Genomic DNA, 15,851 nt, shown 5'->3' on the forward strand with positions numbered 1-15,851 from the left:
TAATTGGGGTTGGCTATGCCGCGGCGTTGACCCTGTCGTTTGTCTATTTCGGGCTGAAACTGAGAAAGATAGGTGAGTGGTAGAGACGTGAAACGTCAGATCGTTAGTACCTATAGCGAGGTGGAAGAAGCATGCGGCGCAAGGTATCGATGGACACACTCTTAACGGGACTCTTCGTCGTGATGCTCCTTCTCTTGCTCTTCTACGACCCTATCAGGAGGCTCCATCCGGCGCTCGACCCTCTCCTCATGCTCTCTGGTCAGGCTATCGGTCTCGTTCTCCTGGCGCTCATGGTATTCTGCATCGTCGGGTTGGTGCTCCTCGTCATCCGGCGCCTCTATGGCGTATGCAGGAACGTCGCCCGGAAGTACAGAGAGGCGTGACAGAAGGGATATATGCTCCAGCCGGCCACGTCGTTACATGGAACGCAACCACATCGCCGCGTTGCTGGCCGTCGGCATCGCGGCCGGCCTGTATGGGGCCGTCACCTACCAGTGGATCCTGATGCTCATCATCGCCGCGGTGGTGGCGCTGATCCTGATCGCGAGCGACGCCGCAGGGCGGACCGGGGCGTAGCCGGCGGCGATCGCGGTACGGCAGACCCGGCGAACCGGTCACCTTTATCCCCGCCGCCGCCCTCCCCCGCCCATGCGCATCGTCCGGGCGGCCCTCCTCCTCACCGCCCTCGCCCTCTTCCTCGCCGCCTACCTGGTCGTCCGGTTCGACGACCCGGCGGTCCCGCCCGCTGTCCCGATAATCTTCCTGGTCGGCCTCGCCCTCCCTTCCTACATCGCCCTCGTCCGCTGGCTCGGGCCCGCCCGCGGCATCGCCCTTCTTCTCATCCTGAGCCTCCTCCCGCTCGCCGTCGAGGCCTACGCCGTCGCGACCGGCGTCCCGTATGGCCGGTTCACGTATTCGGCCGACCTCGGCTACCGGGTCTTCGGCCTCGTCCCCTGGACGGTCGCCTTCGCCTACCTCCCGATGCTCCTCGGCGCCGTCACCCTCGCCGGGGCCGCCGTCGGGACATCCTGGGGCCGCCTGATCCCGGCCGGGATCCTCGTCCTCCTCCTCGTCGACCTCGTCATCGACCCGGCGGTCGTCCACGCCGGGCTCTGGGTCTGGTCCGCCGGCGGCGCCTACTATGGCGTGCCGGTCTCGAACTTCGCGGGCTGGGTTCTGACCGGAGCGGTCTACATCGCCCTCTTCCGGCTCATCGCAGGCGGCCGGCCGATCCCGGGGACGGTGGCGGCGAGCCTCCTCCTCATCCTCGCCTTCTGGACCGGCTACCTCGCCCGGAACGATCTTGCCGTACCGGCACTCCTCGGGGCGGCGCTTGCCCTTGCAACCCTTCCGGTCATCTTTGAAGACGACACTTCACGGTGAGCACCGCGTCGGCGGACGGATCTCTGTGACGATCCCTGACGCCAAAATTTATATGCCACCGCCGTCTTCCTGCACCCGTTTTCCGTTCAGGAAGGGGGGAATGATGCGGGCTGTAATCGTTGGAGCCGGGTTCGGGGGTCTCTCCGTCGCGGCTCTTCTTGCCAAGGGCGGTTTCGACGTCACGGTGATCGAGAAGAACGAGCAGCCCGGGGGCCGGGCGGGCGTCCACCGCGACGGGGGGTTCACGTTCGATATGGGGCCGTCGTGGTACCTGATGCCCGATGTCTACGACCAGTTCTTCGCGGAGTTCGGGAGAAGCCCGAAAGACTACTTCCCGCTCGCGAGACTCGACCCGTCATACCGGGTCTTCTTCGCCGACGAGCGGGTCGCGGACGTCTCGGCCGACCTCGAGAAGAACCTCGCTCTCTTCGAGTCGTTCGAACCCGGTGGGGCAGAGAAGCTCCGCCGCTATCTTGCCGAGGCCGAGGAGACCTATGGGATCACCATGAGCGACCTCCTCTACCGGGAATACCGGAGCATCTTCGACTTCTTCGACCGGCGTCTCCTTTCTCAGGGGAGAAAACTCCGCCCCTTCGAGAACCTGGAGTCCTTCGTCAAGAAACGGTTTGAAAGCGACGAGGCCCGAAAAGTCGTGCAGTACTCCATCGGCTTCCTCGGTGGCTCGCCGAGAAACACCCCCTCGTTCTACCACATCATGACGCACATCGACCTGAACATGGGTGTGTGGTATCCGGAGGGGGGCATGCGGGCGGTGGTCGAGTCCCTCGTCTCGCTTGGCCGGGAGCTCGGGGTCGAGTACCGCTACAACGAGCCGGCGACCGCCATCGACGTGGAGGGCGGCATCGCCCGCCGGGTCGTCACCCCGCTCGGGGCGCACGAGACCGATATCGTCGTCGTCAACGCCGACTACCCGTTCGCGGAACTCTCCCTCCTCCCCGAAGGCTCGCGGTCGTATCCCGCCTCCTACTGGAAGAAGAAGGTCCTCGCCCCCTCCACGTTCGTCGCCTATCTCGGCGTCGATCGGGTGATCGAGAAACTCGCCCACCACAACATCTTCCTCGAGCCCGACTGGGAGGAGGGGTTCGAGACGATCTTCGACCCGAAAAAAGCCGCCTGGCCAGCGAGCCCTTCGTTCTACGTCAACGTCCCCTCGAGGACGGATACGACCGCCGCCCCGGAGGGCACCGATACCCTCTTCGTTCTCGCGCCACTCGCCCCCGGCCTTGAGGATACTCCGGAACTCCGCGAGCGGCTCTACGACCGGCTCATGAACCGCATGGAGGAGATCCTCGGCGAGAATATCCGTGACTCGGTCGTGACCCGGCGGATATTCGCGCTCTCGGACTTCTCGAACCGCTACAACGCCTACCGGGGCACGGCGCTCGGCCTCTCCCACACCCTCCGGCAGACGGCGCTCTGGCGGCCGGCGCACCGGAGCAAGCGTGTCAGGAACCTCTACTATACCGGCCAGTACACCCACCCGGGGATCGGGGTGCCGATGACCCTGATATCGTCCCAGATCGTCGCCCGCGAGTTGACCGACCGTTACCGTCGGTGAGGTGCATCGTGATCGACCGGACCATCTACAATATCTTCCGGCGTGGGAGCAAGACCTACTTCTACTCGACCCTCTTCTTCCCGCCGGCGGTGCGGGAGGACGTCTTTTCCCTCTACAGCTTCGTCCGCACCGCCGACGATTACGTGGACGCGGTGCCGCAGGAGGTCGAGGAGTTCTACGCCCTCACCGACCGCTACGCCGCGGGCGCTGCCGGCGAAGCGACGGGGGACGTGGTGGTCGACTCGTTCGTCGAACTTGCGGGGCGGAAAGGCTTTGATCGAGCGTGGACGGCGGCGTTCCTCGGTTCGATGGAGAGCGACATCACCGTCGGCTCCTACCGGACGATCCGGGATCTCGAGGGCTATCTCTATGGATCGTCCGAGGTGATCGGGCTGATGATGGCCCGGATCCTCGATCTCCCCCCGGAATCCCACCCCGCGGCGCAGAACCTCGGCCGGGCGATGCAGTACGTCAACTTCATCCGCGACATCGCAGAAGACCTCGCTCTCGGCCGAACCTACTTCCCCCTCGATGAGATGGAGGCGTTCGGGCTTGACGACCTCTCGGCGTCGACTGCCTCCCGTGACCCCCGGGGGTTTGCAGCGTTTCTCCGGTTCCAGCTCCTGCGCTACCGGGAGTGGCAGGAGCAGGCGGAAGCAGGGTTCGGTCACATCCCCCGGCGTTACCGGATCCCGATCCGGACCGCGTCGGACATGTACCGCTGGACGGCCCGGACGATAGAACGCGACCCGGCCGTCGTCCACCTGAGGAAGGTGAAGCCGTCGGTGTTCCGGATCGTCTCCGGCGCCGCCTCGAACACCCTGAAGGCGTGACGGTCCATGCCTCCCCGGCTCCTCTCACTTGCCTGGCGGGTCTCGCGGTTCCGGTTCTGGATCTACACCGGCGGAACCTACGTGGTGGGCTACGCCCTCGGGATGGATTCCTGGTCGGCCTTCTTCGATCCTGACTACATCCTCTTTCTCTTCTACTTCTTCTTCCCGGCAAACCTCTTCATCTACGGGGTGAACGACTGGTGGGACCAGGATACCGACCGGTTCAACCCCAAAAAGGACGTGAAGGAGTATCGCATCAGTGATGCGGACGGCCGTGATCTCCTCCTCCTCCTCGCTCTTGCGGGCGCCGTCAGCCTTGCACTCTTCTTTGTCCTCGATCTCGTCGGGGGGGCGCTTCTCCTCTCGTTCCTCTTCCTCTCCTACTTCTACAGCGCTCCGCCGCTCAGGTTCAAGGAGGTCCCGGTCCTCGATTTCTCCTCGAACATGCTCTACGTCGTCCCGGGGATCCTGGGTTACTACCTTGCAAGCGGCGCCCTCCCGCCGCTGGCCCTGGTCATTGCCGGCTACCTCCACATCTCTGCGATGCACCTCTTCTCCGCGATCCCCGACATCAGGTTCGATACGGCCGCGGGGATGATGACGACGGCCGTCGTCCTCGGAAGGCGGCGCTCGCTCCTCCTCTGCCTCGCGTTCTGGTCGGGGCTTGCCGCTCTCGTCATCGGGCTCGCCGGTCTTCACCCCCTGAGCCTGCTCGTCCTGATCTACCCGGCCTTCCCCCTCGGCCTCCTCCTCCGGGAGAGCCTCTCGATCGACCGGGTCTACTGGTACCTCCCTTTCGTCAACACTGGCCTCGGGGGGCTGGTCTTTTTCCTTGCGACCCTCCGGACGGTGGCGTGGTAGGGAGGATGGCCTTTCGCACGATTCCCGGCTCCGGCTTGCAGACGCCGTAATGACGCCTGGAATCGATAAGGGATGCTCGATGCGTAGACGGGCGCCACAGAAAAGGTTTATGACTGAACGTCGATACCTCACCCATAGGTACCGGCATCCGGGCATGCCCGGTCCATCCCCGGGTTCTACTCCCGAAGCGAGGCCTGTATGAAGGTTGACTTTGTTTTCAAGGCGTTCACTGCCATCTTTGCCATGGTTGTAGTCCTGTTCCTCCTTTCCGCGTTTACCGAGACCGTTCTGCCGGGCAACTTCTACCAGATCTCGATCACCGATCTACCCGGTCCTGCCGTGAACGGCACCGCCACGGTCATGGTCCCGATCCCGGCGAACGCAACGGGTGAACCGGTTATCCCGGAGGGGACGTTCTCCGGCGCCCGAGTTACCGGGTGGCAGGCGGCGGTTCGGGAAACACCCTACGGGAAGATGCTCGCGTTCACGACGACGGGAGAGTATGCGCCCGATATATCCGTATCGTTTGAGGTGGTGCAGACTGAAGATGAACTGCAGCGGTTGCCCCTGCACCAGCGGCCTACCAACCTGACCGCGTGGGAGATGAAGAGGGAGCCGCGGCTGCTCGTGCCCGTGCTTGCGACACCCGATAACATGAGCGTCGCTGAGTTCACCCGGGTTTCGAGCGGGACCTACACCTCGGTTGTATTCCTCGATGGCTTCGTCCCGTCGCCGGAGGATGCAGCGGTGGTCACGTTCAGCCTCGACTACCGGGGAGTGGGGGGCACGAAACGCTTGATGAGAGAGAATACCTGGACGACAATGGTGAATACGGCCGTTATGAGCACTGAGTCCGGCTTCGTCCCGGTTCCGGCCGATTACCGGGTTATCGCAGGAGGTATCGGGTTCCTATGAGGATCAGGGCTGTACGTCTCTACGGGATTACGGTGACGGCTCTTGCCGCTGTTGGGGGGATTCTTGACGACCTGTTACAGAAACCCGTTGCCGTGATCGTGTGCGGAGGAGAGAAGGCCTATGATGCAGGGTAAGCGCGGTCTGCGGAGGATGCTCCGATGAAGAGGAGATCGTTAACATGGCTCTTCCTCTCTCTTTTGGCAGCGCTGCTCGCGGCCCTGCTCCTCCTCCACGCACCGGGCGCTGTGCAGGGCCCGTTAGAGGTGTCCGCCCCGGCAAAAGAGCCCGGGAGAGCCGGGAACCTGACCGTCATCCTGGTGGCCGGGGATTCGAGACTCCCGCAGGCCGTCCCGATCCCCTCGTCCTGGAGGGATATCGAACCGGAGAGATGCGAGCCGACCGAAGAGGATTGGGCTTTCGTCAGAGATGCCGCAACGGATCTATCGGAAGAAGAGAAGACCCGGTTTGTTACGGAGATCAGAAAGATATTCGCCGGGGAATCGGCACTTCCCCGGGAGGAGCAGGATGTTCTGAAGAGGAGACTCGGGTACTACCTGGTTGAGGCAACCGGGGGAGCCGGGACGCCTCCATAGCTGCAGTCGGTGTTCGGGTCGCTCTCGCTCCCGTCCTACAGCATCACCGTCGCGATCAGCGGAATCGTAACGAGCGACCCGATCGTTGAGACGAAGACGATCTGCGACGCGAGTTTTGAGTCCGCACCGTACTGCTCCGCAAAGATGACGGTGTTCGCGGCGGCGGGCATCGCGGCCATCGTGATCATGATCCCGTTGATGTAGGGGTCGGCAAAGACCGGGGCGAGGAGGTAGCAGTAGGCCGCCGGGATGGCGAGGAGGAGGACGGCGCTTGCCGCCCAGATCCGCCAGTTCCCGACCATCTCCCGGGCCGGGAACGTCGCGAGCATTGCCCCGACGATGATCATGGCAAGCGGCGTCGTCACCCCCCCGAGGAGTTCGATCGAGTCGATGAAGGGCGACGGGATCTCCACCGAGCCGAGGAAGAGGGCGAGCCCGACGACGGAGGCCGCGATCCCGGGGTTTAAGAGCAGTTTTGGATCGAACCCCTTTCCCCTCCCCCCGGTCAGCATCGCGATCCCGACCGAGAAGACCAGGACGTTGAAGAAGAGGTTGAAGATCGCGACGTAGAAGAGCGACTCCTCTCCAAAAAGCGTCAGGGCGACCGGGAACCCCATGAACCCGACGTTGCCGAAGACGATCGCGAACTGGAGCACCCCCTCCTCCGCGGCCGGGACCCGCATGGCTTTCGAGACCCCCCAGGCGAGTCCGAACGAGAAGACGTAGAGCATCCCGGTTGCGAGAACCAGGGTCTCGGCCCCGGCGAGGCGTTCGGGGGTGAAGGGCACCTGCATCGAGGCGACGATCAGCGCCGGGATGGTGATGTTGATGAGGAGCCCCGAGAGCCCCCGGGTGGCCCGGGGGTCGACGATCTTCGTCGAGACGGCGACGTAGCCCGCGGCGATCAGGAGGACCAGGATGAAGATCTGGTCTGCAACTATCAGGAAATCCGTGACCGCACCGTTCATAAGGGCACCACTCCGTCCGGTTCATCAAGGTGAGTGCCGGTACCCCTTTACGGTTCTGCTCCGGGGTGTGGGGTGCAGTGAGCGAGCGGGAGCCTGCCTGGGTTTTAGAGCGGGGTTTTTCGGGATCGCGGCGTGTTCCTCGCACAGAGGGCGCCTCGCCCGCGTAGAGGAAGGGTGAGGCTGTTCGGGACTGTGAAGTGTCGGCGGGTCTTGCCTTCAAGGGCCGGGATCATTATCCCACCATAAGAAGGTTTATGATGTGTTCGGTTCCAGCCGAACGATGACTGCCGATTTTATATGTTATAACGACCCAGAATCGCGTTGGGTGCCGCGTGCGGTACCCGTTTGTGTGCGGGGGTCTCCCATCCCCGGTTGACGCCCCGGATGAAGAACCCCACAAGCCCGGAGGCAAAGGGAACGTAAGCGTTCTGCGTGCTTAAATATGTGCCTTTTCTGCCTCCGGAAAACTACAGGAGGAAAGTAAATGAACGGAAAAACCGGATTGCAGGCATTTCCCATGCTCCTGGCGCTGCTGCTGGTGAGCGTGGTTATGGTGCCCGCAAGCGCATACTATTATTGTTGTGCAGAATGGGTGAACAACTATCCCCCACCATCCGACTTGGAGCACAATGATGAAAACGCACAGGGGTTTTACTACCAGCTCGGTGGTGACTCATCCTGGTGGGGAGACTTTATCTATGGCGATGGTCAGGCCCTGGAAAGACACTGGAAAGATCCCAGTAAGTCCGGAAACGGTATAGACTATATTTACACAGATGATACACATTTTGCGTTCTTTTCGGGCCATGGTGCCCCAGAAGGATTTGCATTTTCCTCCTCCCAAGACGATACCTTCCTGAGTTACAGTGATGCTCTCTGGGGAAACACGCAGATGGACTGGATTACCATTGATGCCTGCACTGTTCTGCGCGAGAATAGCCATACAAATTGGTACAATGCATTTGGCGGCCTACACTCGATGACCGGGTTCCATACTGAATGTCACGATGTCTCGGACAGAGGCTCTAACTTCGTACACCGGATGGTCGGTACGTGGACCACCCAACCGATCATCACGGCATGGTTCATTGCAGCGAAGGATACAGAGCCTTCGACCACGTATGCGGCAGCCCTTGCCCGAGAAGGCTGCTGGTCCGATTATGTCTACGGGCACGGGAGCCAGGGGACACCCGGAACGTCGTTCCTGTACGGTACGTACCAGTGTTGAGGTGATCACATGAACATGAAACTAATTGGAGTTAGTGCCGGTGTCCTGGCGCTTCTTGGAGTCATCTGCGTTGTCAGCATACCCGTGTTTTTCAGCGACAGTCATACACCTGACTGTGGTCAATCCAACCAGATAGGTGGCGTGAAATCGGCGGGTGCTGCAAACCTCACCTACACCGCCTCTGTTCCGTTCCCGCCGACGCCTGCGGAGGTTATCCTGTATCGGGTGCTGGAGCCGGAGATCACGACGGAACTTGTCTCATCGATGGCGGAGAAGATAGGCCTGAAGGGAACGGTGCGCGAATCGTACGACCAGATGCTGCTCTCCGATGAACCCCACTCGTTGGAGGTTCATATGAAGTCGGGGAGAGTCGCTCTGATTGATATCCCCCGTTGGATGAACCCGAACGACAAAGACCTGCCGGAAAGCCTTCCTTCGGACGATGAGGCGATCCAGATCGCAACACAGTACCTGGAGGAGACCGGGCTGATGCCCCCCGATGCAATCCTGTGTGGCGTTGCCCACCCCCAAATCGTTGAGTATAACGAGGATGGTGAGGTGATCGGTATCGCCTTTGAAGACGTCCAGGTCTCTTACTCCCGCACAATCGACGGTCGGCCGGTTGTGGGTTCGAAATTGACGGCTGAGATCGGCGGCGGCGGGGATATCCTGAATGTTTACAAACTCTGGAGAGACTATGCCCCGGAGAAGGAGATAGCAGTCATAACGCCACAGGAAGCTTTTGAAGAATTGAAGGCGACTGGGCTGGCGGTCGACGGAAAAGGCCCGACCGCGGTTATCACCGGGATCGAACTTGGGTATTATGAAGCACCGGCGATGGATGAGCCTACCTACCTCGTCCCGGTCTACATCTTCAGGGGCGAGGTGCGGGATGAGACCGGGGGAACCGCATTCGTCAGATACATCCCCGCGTCCCCCGACCTTGGGGAGGGTATCCCGGCGGTAAAGTGACCGCCCCAGGTTCCTCTTCTTTTTCGGAGCGAAATTCTATGAAGAAGATTCTGTACCTCGTCATCACCTGTGCCGCCGCGGGCATGCTGGTCCTGGTTGGAATACATATACTCCCGAACCCGGATCTGCAAGGGCCGGGTGAGATACCGACGGAGGTTCCGGAGAACCGAACACCCCGCCCGACAGGCGTTCCCCGGGAGAATACATCATTTATCGAGATTCATCATGCAGGAGACCCGGGCGTTATCCTCTATCCAGGAGATCCCGGGTATCCTGCCATCGAAGCAGAGTGCCGCGAGCAGATCCGGAGCACCTGTGGTCAGTATAAGATGGGGTTCTCGCGGGTTGAGCTGGACGCCATGAAACAAAACGACACCTATGTCGCGATGCATCTCCCTGCTCCCACGAGATTCGAGACGGGTTATATCGTCGATGGGTCGCCGAAGGAGATCCTTGCAGACGAAGCGGTCTTCTTTCTGGATTTCGAGGACTGGCCGGAGAACATAATCATCATGCGACTGGGAGATGTTTGCGGGGTCTGGGACGCTTCGCGCGACCGGGAAAAACTTCGGGTTCTGGCTGATCCGTTTTTGGTCGGTCGGGCCGCGTCCTGACAGGCGTAGACGGTCAGTGGTATATATTTGCATTTCGTCTGTTCAAAACAGACCCGTCCAATCGGCAGAATACGATCAACGCCTCCGCGCCGGCAACCGGGATGTATGAGGGGAATAGTTTTCGGCGGTCTTTGCCGGGAACAACTGCGACGGTGCCCGGTTCCGTGGGGGGAGGTTCGACGAGCGTGGCAGGGCCGTGACCATTATCCCGGCGCCCGACGGCGGGTCCTGTCTCCAGGGGCAGGAATTATTGTCCTGCCATAAGAAGGTTTATGATGTGTTCGGTTCCAGCCGAACGATGACTGCTGATTTTATATGTTCTAACGACCCAGAATCGCATCGAGTGCCGCATGCGGTACCCGCTTGTGTGCGGGGGCACCCATCCCCGGTTGACGCCCCGAATGACACGCCCCGCAAGCCCGGAGGCAATGGAAGTGTATGCACTTCCTGCACTTGAAGGTATGCTCTTCCCGCCTCCGGGGAAAAACCGGAGGAAAAACAGATGAACGGAAAAATTGGACTGCGGGCATTCTCCACACTCCTGGCGATAATGCTGGTGAGTGTGGTGATGGTGCCGGCGATGGCAATGGATGCCGGGGCACTCGATATTGAGAAGCTGGACATCGTGGATCCTGCAACACTTCAGGAACGATCTCCCTCGTTCATCAGCGAACTCCGAAGCAAAGGATGTTCCGAAGAAGAGATTGCCGAGGCAATCCGTAGCCTGCCGCGAGTTTCATACCTTGACGGATGGACAGAGGCTGATGACGAACGGGTATCGCCCCTTTTGCAACAGGCAAGGGATGAGGTGAACTATTCGATGTACGGCGAGATAGATCCTCTGACAGAGGATGGCGTTTCGGCAGTAAAGATGTGTTCTTCAGGCATCTGGCTGTTTGACACAGTTTTTCAGGGTGTTAATGGATGGGTACATCCCGGACTGATGGAATGCTCCTCGGATGGCACCAGACGCCAGTTTCTTACGACCCATCTTGGAAAAAAGATCGGTACGACCGCTAACTGGATCGAGATAGGTATAGAGTCAGTCTGCGATGATCCGAATCCGGCTCGCTACCATGTTTTCACCTATGATAACAACAACATATCACGACCGATGGTTGTGCATAGTAACCTTACCAACGGCGACAGGGATTACAATTTCGAGATCTACGTAAGTGACGTGCAGTACCCGGAGGGCTATCCCTATATGATCTTATGGGAAGGACAGGTCGTCCGGGTCGGTCACGTTCCGTTTGCGGAAGGCGATCTGAACGAGGTACACGAATACGTCAGAAACGATCCCGGATCATTCTCCGATGTATCAACCTCCTATGTGTGTGATTCCTACGTCTATTACGACGGATATGGTGTATGGTGGAACGAGCAGCTGGATGCACAGTTAGCACACCCGACACAGCTCCATGCAGATACGCAGGAAGGTGTTTATGGCGATTTCTACAGACCATGGTGGTCGAATGCATACAGAATCGACACGTGGATCGCGTGAACAAAGAAGAATAGGGTTGATGGTAACCATCTCAGTCCTCCTTTTTTGTTGTACGGGTTGCGTTGAAGAGCAACCGGTGAATCAATCGAAATATATCAATATTTCACTTACAGAACCCATCTCTCAAGCAGATGCGGTCATCGTTGCCCTTTCCTATCCGGGAGTTGCTAAAACAATTGAGAATGATTCGTTCCGGATCACCATCGGAAAGCTCACCGTCTCTGACGTACGTGAGGGAAGGCTTAAAGAACACCATATGGTCTACATCGATCGCTTCAATAGCACTACGCACGAACCGCTCGAAGGTTTACAGGTTATTGTGACCTACGACGGGGACGTTTACAAAATCTGGCGGTCGTTCCCTCCAGTTAATTCTTCAATTGCTGCAGAGTGAACAGCCTCTGCAGGACCTGGTATAGATGCCAGCCCCGGAGCCCACCCCGGCAAAAGAGCCCGGGCGGGCCGGGAACCTGACTGTCATCCGGGCAACCGGGGATTCGAAACCCCCGCAGGCCGTCCCGATCCTCTCGTCGTGGAGGGATATCGGACCGGAGATATGTGAGCCGACCGAAGAAGATTGGGCTTTTGTCAAAGATGCCGCAACGGATCTGTCGGAAGAAGAGAAGACCCGGTTTGTTACAGAGGTCAGAAAGATACCTGCGGGGAATCGACACTGCCCCGGGAGGAGCAGGTCGATCTGGAGAGGGGACTTGGGTACTACCTGATTAAGGCAACCGAGGGAGTAGAGACAGCCCTTTAACTGCTGAACGATCCAGCCGTATCTGTAGTATTACTATGCCGGCGATCAGGTCCTGGCGTACCGATCGGCAGATCCCCCTTCCTGTGTGTTCCCGGGGTTATCGAGTTCTTCGTAGTTAAACCAGGGATGGTCGGTGATCGGGTTGCGTCCCCTCCTGCCCTACAGTAGCACCGTCGTCATCAGCGGAACCGTAACAAACGACCCGTTCGTCGAGACAAAGACGATCTGAGAGGTATGCCGGGCGTCGGCAAAGACCCGGGTGAGGAGGGGGGCGACACTTGCCGCGCAGATCCGCCAGTTGTCGACCATCTCCCACGCCAGGAATGTTACGTGCATCGTCCCGACGATGATCATCGCAAATGGTGTGGTTACCCGGCTGAGGGGGTCGACCGCATCGATGGATGGGGCTCGTGCTCTCCACCGAGCCGACGGAGGCGCGATCCCGATCGAAAAACGGGGAGGTTGAAGGTGGCGACGTAGAAGGGGAAGTCGTCGCCGAAGAGCGGCTGTGCGGACAGGAAAGAAACTACGCCGGTATAGGGGCGGTTCTCCGCCGGCACCGCAACGCGATGTACCAGAGCACAAATGTCACGCCGAGGAGCGCCTCGCCCGCGTAGAGGAGGAGGGGTTCCCTGACGACGCTCCCCCCCTGGACGACAAAACCGCGGAGATACGAGGTCACGCAGAGCACCCCGGCAATCATGGCAACCAGGGATGTGCCGAGGAGGAAGATGATCCGGTGGTCTCTCCCGGGATGAAGGATCCGCCGCCCCTTCTCCGTCAGGGTGTAGTCCCGCCATTTCCGGGCGTTCTCGTGGGCCACGAGATCCGCATCGGCCAGAACGGCAAGGTGTTCGTGGACAGTCGACTTTGCAAGACCGAGCCCGTCGGCGAGCTCGCTCATCGCCATGGGCCGGATATCGAGCGCTTTGAGGATAGCGACCCGGACGTCGGAGGATAGTGCAGCGATATCGTCCCGGTCGAGCGTGACTTCTTCCATGATTTGAAATCTCTCCGATATGGGTCTGGTCCGAAACAATCAGGTACTCCCCTGCTGGGAGAGAAAAGCGTTCCGGAACTGTCCCGGTACTGCCGAAAAAGAGGATGCGCCGATCTCCGTCATTCCGCCCGGAGGGTCGGGGGTGGGACCGGTTCCGGTGCACCTATCCCTACTACGACGAACGTTGCCGATCCCCCCGGGAGGCGGTCCCTGTTGAGGTTGGGGTCCGGGGTAGAGCCGGGGTCGATCTCTTCTTTCCAGGGGGTGTTGGAACCCGGTATGGTGACGGTCGCCCGCCGGAAGTCGAAGTCGATCGGTGTGCCGTTCGGGGTCGTGAGGGTGTACGGGGCGGCAAGACCGATCGTCAGGGAGAGGACCTCCTCCGGGCCGGGCTGCGGGAGGTCCGCCATCACCCGCACCTCGCGCCACTCCCCGGCGGCGAGGTCGTCGACGGGCAGCGAGGTCGAGGCGCCGGGGAGGACATCCCCCTCCGGCGACCCGGTGGTGGTGTTCAGGCTCGCGGTTTCCGTCGTCACGGCAAGATCGGCCCGGGCGCAGTCTTCGCCCGCGAGGTTCCGGATGAAGAAGTCGAGGCTGATCCTGTCGCTCTCGATTGCGATATCGGGAGTGTACCGGATATCCTCCGGGCGGGCCGGGTCGAGGCTGTAGCGATCCCCGAGGGAGATTGTCCGGTTCCAGGCGGTGGCGTTTCGCAGGTTCCAGGTCTCGTTATCGGCGTCGTAGGTGATGATCGGGCTCTCACAGGGATCGGGATACTCGAACCCCGGCCCGAACGGCAGTATCCAGTTCACCCGCTTGAGCGGTTCCTGCATGTGCTGGTGTCCCGGGGGAAAGGCGGTGAGTATGGCGAGGTTTACCGCAGCAAGGATGAGAACGGCGCCGATACCGAGCCATACCCACGTCTTCGAGTGCATTGTATCACATTAGGAAAAGAGGTGATTTAGAGGTATGGACTCACCATCAGCACTTCTCCGGTCTGTGCGTCGATAACGACAAGCCCTCCCTGGAGGACGTCACCCTCCGGCTCGCCTTTCATCGTGATCACCCACGTCAGCGTCTGTGCGTCCGGCCGGGTGTACTCGACGGTGAGGTTGGCCGTTGCATCGGTCACCCGGATTCCCGGGAACTGCCCGGCCGCGACCTTCAGCGCCTCGTCCCGGGAGAGTGCCGGCTCAAGCGGGCATTTGATCTCCCGCCGGATCCCGATGTACGAGACGATCTCGCCGGTACCGGGGTTGACGTTTACGACAACCGTGTTCGGCGTGAGGACACCGTTCTTCTCTTCCCTCCAGATGTACAAATATTCGCTGCCTGCATCGCCGTGAGAGACCAGGTTCGACTCGATAAGCCGCATACTCTTCTCCGCAAAACCGCTGTACTTCTCTTCAGCGTAGGCCCTTGCCGCCGCTTCGGCTGCGGCCTGATCCAGCCGGATCTCGTGGGAATCCTTCCGTGCAGAGTCAAACGTGGCGCGCTCAACAGCCCCGGTATGGGCGTTGACGTAAACCTGTCCGTCTCCGATGCCAAAGACGTAGTACTCTCCCTGATTGGGGCGCTCGGTCTTCTGGTACTGGATGGTTGCATCGGGTGCATTAAGAAAGTCCTGTGCTTTTTCTTTCGCAGTATCTACTCCGATCGGAGCGTTGATGTCAGCCGCTGCCGCGACCGAGACCGCGATAATGAGGCAGAGCGTTGCAAGGATGTATATCCGTTTCATAGTTGAACCACCATTATTAGTTTATTAGTAGACTCCGTAGCGAGCGGGAGTGAGGCAACTGTTGTAACTGCCGGAGATCTCGTAGGTGTCCACTCCCCAGTAGCCGATTGGCCAGTGCCAGTAGCAGTCGTCCTTTGCGTTGCTTGCGGCGCTTGCAACGGTCTCCCCGTTTCGCACCCGGTCCCAGAAGCTCCCTGACCAACATTTTCCGTTTTCGACCTCGACCTCGCCGTCGAACCCCAGGCAGATGTCTGCTCCTTTGTTCATGGTCTGCTGGAGGAGATCCCCGTTGTACTGGTTGTCGTGCGACGAATAGCAGGCGAGGTAAACCGCGAGCAGGACATCCCTGATATCGGTCCCGTAATCAGCGATGTAATACTGGTCGTTTCCCGGGTAGTGACCGTCGGTGTCGGCCAGTATCCAGGATTCCGAGGAGAACTTTATTCCACCGCCTTTATGCGAGTCGTCGTAGTAGAGGCCGTGGCCGTTGAAGAAGAACACCGCATCCGACCTGAACTGACCGTAAGCCGTCGATGCGTGTGCATTCGTGGACGACGAGCTGGAGTAGTACATCGCTGCCTGATCCACCCGTGCGTCGTAGGCCGTCGGCGTCGTATCCGAACAGTCATAGTTGTGCGCGGGTGGTGCGGCGCTGGCGACAGCAGGCAGAGCCGCGAGCAGGAAGAGTGCTGCCAGCATGTAGATCCATGGTTTCATAAGTATCCCTCAAGGAGCGCCCGGGCATTCCTGCACCCGGAACTAAACCCGAATTCGAGGGGGAATCTTATAAAGCCCGCTGTCGTCGTTCGGTTCTGGCCGAACAAATCTTAAACTTTGCGATCTGCTGCGTGGCGGATGGGTAAATGTGCGGGTGTCCGGGACTGTGGGTGTCGGCGGGTC

General features: G+C 60.1%; 19 protein-coding genes. 13 read left to right on the forward strand and 6 right to left on the reverse strand.

The genetic code is table 11. The features are described 5' to 3' along the window. Window positions 1-131 precede the first annotated feature (131 nt). The 8 genes from FGW20_RS02120 (at window position 132) to FGW20_RS02155 (ending at window position 6,164) form a co-directional block, all read left to right on the forward strand. A complete protein-coding gene (locus tag FGW20_RS02120; RefSeq protein ID WP_301676461.1) occupies window positions 132-383 on the forward strand; it encodes a hypothetical protein in 252 nt (83 codons plus the stop codon). Window positions 384-420: 37 nt separating this feature from the next. Beyond that, the gene (locus FGW20_RS02125; protein ID WP_301676462.1) at window positions 421-576 is read left to right on the forward strand and encodes a hypothetical protein; all 156 of its coding nucleotides are present in this window, start codon (window positions 421-423) and stop codon (window positions 574-576) included. Between the two features lie 72 nt (window positions 577-648). After that, entirely contained in the window at window positions 649-1,383 is a 735-nt protein-coding gene (locus tag FGW20_RS02130) for a carotenoid biosynthesis protein (RefSeq protein WP_301676463.1), read from the forward strand. A 100-nt stretch (window positions 1,384-1,483) separates the two neighbouring features. Continuing rightward, window positions 1,484-2,962 carry a bifunctional phytoene desaturase/3,4-desaturase gene (gene crtID / locus FGW20_RS02135; protein WP_301676464.1) on the forward strand — a complete coding sequence of 493 codons (1,479 nt, stop codon included), beginning with the start codon at window positions 1,484-1,486 and terminating at the stop codon, window positions 2,960-2,962. 8 nt (window positions 2,963-2,970) lie between these two features. Beyond that, window positions 2,971-3,795, forward strand: coding sequence for a phytoene/squalene synthase family protein (locus FGW20_RS02140; RefSeq protein ID WP_301676465.1), 825 nt, complete (start codon window positions 2,971-2,973; stop codon window positions 3,793-3,795). Window positions 3,796-3,801: 6 nt separating this feature from the next. Further along, window positions 3,802-4,656: a prenyltransferase gene (locus FGW20_RS02145; protein WP_301676466.1), complete on the forward strand. Its 855-nt coding sequence runs from the start codon at window positions 3,802-3,804 to the stop codon at window positions 4,654-4,656. Between the two features lie 198 nt (window positions 4,657-4,854). Then, window positions 4,855-5,571, forward strand: coding sequence for a hypothetical protein (locus tag FGW20_RS02150; protein ID WP_301676467.1), 717 nt, complete (start codon window positions 4,855-4,857; stop codon window positions 5,569-5,571). A gap of 158 nt (window positions 5,572-5,729) precedes the next feature. After that, entirely contained in the window at window positions 5,730-6,164 is a 435-nt protein-coding gene (locus tag FGW20_RS02155; RefSeq protein ID WP_301676468.1) for a hypothetical protein, read from the forward strand. A gap of 35 nt (window positions 6,165-6,199) precedes the next feature. Here the strand turns inward: FGW20_RS02155 and FGW20_RS02160 are convergent, their stop codons facing one another. Beyond that, the gene (locus FGW20_RS02160; protein ID WP_301676469.1) at window positions 6,200-7,132 is read right to left on the reverse strand and encodes an AEC family transporter; all 933 of its coding nucleotides are present in this window, start codon (window positions 7,130-7,132) and stop codon (window positions 6,200-6,202) included. 484 nt (window positions 7,133-7,616) lie between these two features. On the opposite strand from FGW20_RS02160, the gene FGW20_RS02165 reads away from it, so the two are divergent. The 5 genes from FGW20_RS02165 (at window position 7,617) to FGW20_RS02185 (ending at window position 11,847) form a co-directional block, all read left to right on the forward strand. Then, window positions 7,617-8,360: a DUF6345 domain-containing protein gene (locus FGW20_RS02165; RefSeq protein ID WP_011842978.1), complete on the forward strand. Its 744-nt coding sequence runs from the start codon at window positions 7,617-7,619 to the stop codon at window positions 8,358-8,360. A gap of 9 nt (window positions 8,361-8,369) precedes the next feature. Next, on the forward strand, window positions 8,370-9,332 hold the full coding sequence (locus FGW20_RS02170; protein WP_011842979.1) for a hypothetical protein: 963 nt from the start codon (window positions 8,370-8,372) through the stop codon (window positions 9,330-9,332). A 38-nt stretch (window positions 9,333-9,370) separates the two neighbouring features. Then, the gene (locus FGW20_RS02175) at window positions 9,371-9,946 is read left to right on the forward strand and encodes a hypothetical protein (protein WP_011842980.1); all 576 of its coding nucleotides are present in this window, start codon (window positions 9,371-9,373) and stop codon (window positions 9,944-9,946) included. Between the two features lie 502 nt (window positions 9,947-10,448). Continuing rightward, window positions 10,449-11,453 (forward strand): hypothetical protein, encoded by a 1,005-nt coding sequence (locus FGW20_RS02180; RefSeq protein WP_011842981.1) that lies wholly within the window; start codon window positions 10,449-10,451, stop codon window positions 11,451-11,453. 19 nt (window positions 11,454-11,472) lie between these two features. Further along, window positions 11,473-11,847: a hypothetical protein gene (locus FGW20_RS02185; RefSeq protein WP_301676470.1), complete on the forward strand. Its 375-nt coding sequence runs from the start codon at window positions 11,473-11,475 to the stop codon at window positions 11,845-11,847. Window positions 11,848-12,372: 525 nt separating this feature from the next. Here the strand turns inward: FGW20_RS02185 and FGW20_RS02190 are convergent. The 5 genes from FGW20_RS02190 to FGW20_RS02210 all read right to left on the reverse strand — a co-directional run bounded on the left by FGW20_RS02190 (window position 12,373) and on the right by FGW20_RS02210 (window position 15,668). After that, window positions 12,373-12,567, reverse strand: coding sequence for a hypothetical protein (locus tag FGW20_RS02190; protein ID WP_301676471.1), 195 nt, complete (start codon window positions 12,565-12,567; stop codon window positions 12,373-12,375). A 172-nt stretch (window positions 12,568-12,739) separates the two neighbouring features. Beyond that, window positions 12,740-13,213, reverse strand: coding sequence for a winged helix-turn-helix domain-containing protein (locus tag FGW20_RS02195; protein ID WP_301676472.1), 474 nt, complete (start codon window positions 13,211-13,213; stop codon window positions 12,740-12,742). 119 nt (window positions 13,214-13,332) lie between these two features. After that, window positions 13,333-14,148 (reverse strand): hypothetical protein, encoded by an 816-nt coding sequence (locus tag FGW20_RS02200; protein WP_301676473.1) that lies wholly within the window; start codon window positions 14,146-14,148, stop codon window positions 13,333-13,335. Window positions 14,149-14,174: 26 nt separating this feature from the next. Then, entirely contained in the window at window positions 14,175-14,951 is a 777-nt protein-coding gene (locus FGW20_RS02205) for a PepSY domain-containing protein (RefSeq protein ID WP_301676474.1), read from the reverse strand. 24 nt (window positions 14,952-14,975) lie between these two features. Further along, window positions 14,976-15,668, reverse strand: coding sequence for a hypothetical protein (locus FGW20_RS02210; protein ID WP_301676475.1), 693 nt, complete (start codon window positions 15,666-15,668; stop codon window positions 14,976-14,978). Window positions 15,669-15,851 lie beyond the last annotated feature (183 nt).

The organism is Methanoculleus methanifontis, from assembly GCF_030464365.1.
GTDB classification, from domain to species: Archaea; Halobacteriota; Methanomicrobia; order Methanomicrobiales; family Methanoculleaceae; genus Methanoculleus; species Methanoculleus methanifontis.

What these genes read in the sequence shown, in the direction of transcription:
- FGW20_RS02120 (WP_301676461.1), top strand. Translation starts at nt 132, where the DNA reads ATGCGGCGCAAGGTATCGATGGACACACTCTTAACGGGACTCTTCGTC.
- FGW20_RS02125 (WP_301676462.1), top strand. Translation starts at nt 421, where the DNA reads ATGGAACGCAACCACATCGCCGCGTTGCTGGCCGTCGGCATCGCGGCC.
- FGW20_RS02130 (WP_301676463.1), top strand. Translation starts at nt 649, where the DNA reads ATGCGCATCGTCCGGGCGGCCCTCCTCCTCACCGCCCTCGCCCTCTTC.
- crtID (WP_301676464.1), top strand. Translation starts at nt 1,484, where the DNA reads ATGATGCGGGCTGTAATCGTTGGAGCCGGGTTCGGGGGTCTCTCCGTC.
- FGW20_RS02145 (WP_301676466.1), top strand. Translation starts at nt 3,802, where the DNA reads ATGCCTCCCCGGCTCCTCTCACTTGCCTGGCGGGTCTCGCGGTTCCGG.
- FGW20_RS02150 (WP_301676467.1), top strand. Translation starts at nt 4,855, where the DNA reads ATGAAGGTTGACTTTGTTTTCAAGGCGTTCACTGCCATCTTTGCCATG.
- FGW20_RS02155 (WP_301676468.1), top strand. Translation starts at nt 5,730, where the DNA reads ATGAAGAGGAGATCGTTAACATGGCTCTTCCTCTCTCTTTTGGCAGCG.
- FGW20_RS02160 (WP_301676469.1), bottom strand. Translation starts at nt 7,132, where the DNA reads ATGAACGGTGCGGTCACGGATTTCCTGATAGTTGCAGACCAGATCTTC.
- FGW20_RS02165 (WP_011842978.1), top strand. Translation starts at nt 7,617, where the DNA reads ATGAACGGAAAAACCGGATTGCAGGCATTTCCCATGCTCCTGGCGCTG.
- FGW20_RS02170 (WP_011842979.1), top strand. Translation starts at nt 8,370, where the DNA reads ATGAACATGAAACTAATTGGAGTTAGTGCCGGTGTCCTGGCGCTTCTT.
- FGW20_RS02175 (WP_011842980.1), top strand. Translation starts at nt 9,371, where the DNA reads ATGAAGAAGATTCTGTACCTCGTCATCACCTGTGCCGCCGCGGGCATG.
- FGW20_RS02180 (WP_011842981.1), top strand. Translation starts at nt 10,449, where the DNA reads ATGAACGGAAAAATTGGACTGCGGGCATTCTCCACACTCCTGGCGATA.
- FGW20_RS02185 (WP_301676470.1), top strand. Translation starts at nt 11,473, where the DNA reads ATGGTAACCATCTCAGTCCTCCTTTTTTGTTGTACGGGTTGCGTTGAA.
- FGW20_RS02190 (WP_301676471.1), bottom strand. Translation starts at nt 12,567, where the DNA reads ATGATCATCGTCGGGACGATGCACGTAACATTCCTGGCGTGGGAGATG.
- FGW20_RS02195 (WP_301676472.1), bottom strand. Translation starts at nt 13,213, where the DNA reads ATGGAAGAAGTCACGCTCGACCGGGACGATATCGCTGCACTATCCTCC.
- FGW20_RS02200 (WP_301676473.1), bottom strand. Translation starts at nt 14,148, where the DNA reads ATGCACTCGAAGACGTGGGTATGGCTCGGTATCGGCGCCGTTCTCATC.
- FGW20_RS02205 (WP_301676474.1), bottom strand. Translation starts at nt 14,951, where the DNA reads ATGAAACGGATATACATCCTTGCAACGCTCTGCCTCATTATCGCGGTC.
- FGW20_RS02210 (WP_301676475.1), bottom strand. Translation starts at nt 15,668, where the DNA reads ATGAAACCATGGATCTACATGCTGGCAGCACTCTTCCTGCTCGCGGCT.